The sequence below is a fragment of the Synechococcus sp. H55.2 genome (assembly GCF_047462495.1).
GTDB lineage: Bacteria > Cyanobacteriota > Cyanobacteriia > Thermostichales > Thermostichaceae > Thermostichus.
This window is the reverse complement of the sequence record NZ_JANSJH010000171.1, coordinates 1-2,416: the sequence shown is the minus strand read 5'-3', so window position 1 is coordinate 2,416 and position 2,416 is coordinate 1. Positions and strand designations below refer to the sequence as shown.

Below are 2,416 nucleotides of genomic sequence, written 5' to 3'. Positions count from 1 at the left end.
GATTGACCAGATGCTGGATCCTTCTCACATGATCTGGCAGGGGGAGATCATAGCTGGTCAAAGAGGATCCCTCTGCTATCTGCGCAGAGCTTAGGAGTAGACTCTTGAAAAGAGAGGAGATGCGAAAGTCATGAACTCAACTATCGTTGTTACAAGCGCAGACAGCAAGTTTTTTGAGTTAGTCCAGGGGACTATCCTCTCTATCCGGGAAAAGCCGCAGGGGTATTCTGTGGACATTGGATTTCTCGATACAGGCTGCACGCTAGAGCAGTTGCAGTGGATAAGTCAGTACGTTGACCATATTATTGAGCCAGGTTGGAATTACGATATCCCAAGTAGTAACAGCCAACCTAACTACCTTAAAGCTCTGGCATCCAGGCCATTCTTACCTGAGTATTTTCCAGGTTACGAGGTTTATATTTGGATTGACGCAGACGCTTGGCTCCAAGATTGGTCTGCAATTGAGCTACTCACCCTAGGAGCAAAAAGAAAAGGATTTTCAATAGTTACCGAGTTAGTAGCTAAGCATGTCAACAGATTCTGGATGCAAACCTGGATAACCTGGCACTACCACAAATACTTCCATCACACCGAGTTTAATCGTCTAGATATAGAGCCATTGCTGAACGCTGGTGTATTCTCCGGAGCTAGACAATCTATTCACTGGTCGGCATGGGGAAAAAGAGTAGAGCAAGCTATCCTCAGATGCTTCGATTTATGGACGGATCAGTTTGCTTTAAATGTTTCTATCTACAAGGATTTAGGTTTGGATAGAGTTGAGCTTCTACCACTCAATTGTAATTGGTTGGCTCACTATCAGCTACCTTTATGGGATCCTCAAAAGAGGCTATGGGTGGATCCTTTTCCGCCTCACGAACCAATAGGGATTGTACATCTTACGGCCGATGCTAAGACAAGACCAACTCATATTGTACTTACAACTGAAGGTTTTAAGGTTGAAGCCAGCTTACGATATCCAGGCAAGAACTCTCTCCCGATTAAAAGATATGACTATGTATCGAATAACCAGAGGAGAATACATCTTGACTATAGCTTCCCTCTAATGACTGTAGTGGATCCAAGCTCTCACCCTTGGCCCTACTTGCGAAAAGAGATTCCCCATCTTTCGCACGCAGACTTACGTCAACCTCTTATTGGCTTTGTTAGCCGAGATGAAGCACATATCTTGTACAATACCGCTCTTAAGTTCCAAGGAAAACCTGCTTTGGAGATTGGGTGTTGGCTAGGTTGGTCAACTGCTCACCTTGCATCGGGAGGAGTTGTTCTTGATGTAGTGGATCCTGCTCTGGCCAATCCTCAGATTTATGAAAGTGTGGATCAGTCTCTCCGCTTGGCAGGAGTTCGCTCCAATGTCAACCTGTATCCCGGCTACAGCCCAGAGAAGGCAGAAGAGATTGCTCGGGAAAAGAACCGCCGCTGGTCTTTGATCTACATCGATGGAAATCATGACGCGCCAGCTCCTCTGCTAGATGCTCAGGTGGCAGACCGCTACGCTGCTGAAGATGCTCTAATTCTCTTTCATGACCTTGCTTCACCGGATGTAGCTGAGGGCTTAAACCACCTAAGGGCTCGAGGCTGGAACACGATGATTTACCAAACCATGCAGATCATGGGCGTCGCTTGGCGGGGTAACGTCCAGCCTGTGGAGCATATTCCGGATCCTGCTGTTGATTGGACACTACCAGAGCATTTGAAGGGATACCCGGTATGCAACCTTGAGTTATTGAGAGTTTTGGAAAAGGTTAAGGCCTTTACCCTTTTGGGCTTTGAGCGTCTCTGGAATCTCTACACCTTAGCCAAGCGAGTCTGCCAAGAAGACATCCCTGGGAACTTTGTTGAGTGTGGCGTTTGCAGAGGAGGCAGCTCTGCACTGCTGGCTTGGGTGATCAAAAACTACAGCCGCCGACCCCGCAAAGTCTACGCTTTCGACACCTTCTCAGGAATGCCTCAGCCAACAGAAGTAGACCGAGATTACAGAGGATTTCTTGCCAATGATACTCCCTATGGAGCTGGAGCTTTGGGGGCTCCTGTCTCGGAGAACTTGGAGGTAATCAGCAGGGAACTAGGAGTTTGGGATCTCATTGTTCCTGTTCAAGGACTGTTTGCTGACACATTGCCAGCTTACCGTGACCAGGTAGGCGAGATCGCTTTTCTACACGCGGACGCTGACTGGTACCAGTCCACAATGGATATCTTTCAGAATCTTTATGAGCAGGTTAACTCCCAAGGATTTATCCAAATCGATGATTACGGACATTGGCAGGGATGTCGAGAAGCTGTCCACGACTTTGAACGAGAAATTGGGGCTTTCTTTCGGTTACATAGTATTGACTATACCGGAGTCTGGGTGAGCCTGGCTGAGAACCTGCCAGTAGTGAGAGATAGCTTAACAGAA

Annotated in this window: 1 protein-coding gene; it reads left to right on the top strand. The window is 47.4% G+C overall.

All coding sequences use genetic code 11. From position 1 onward, the window contains the following. Window positions 1-130 precede the first annotated feature (130 nt). The coding region (locus NW844_RS12670) for a class I SAM-dependent methyltransferase (RefSeq protein ID WP_414336155.1) at window positions 131-2,416 on the top strand (2,286 nt) is incomplete at its 3' end.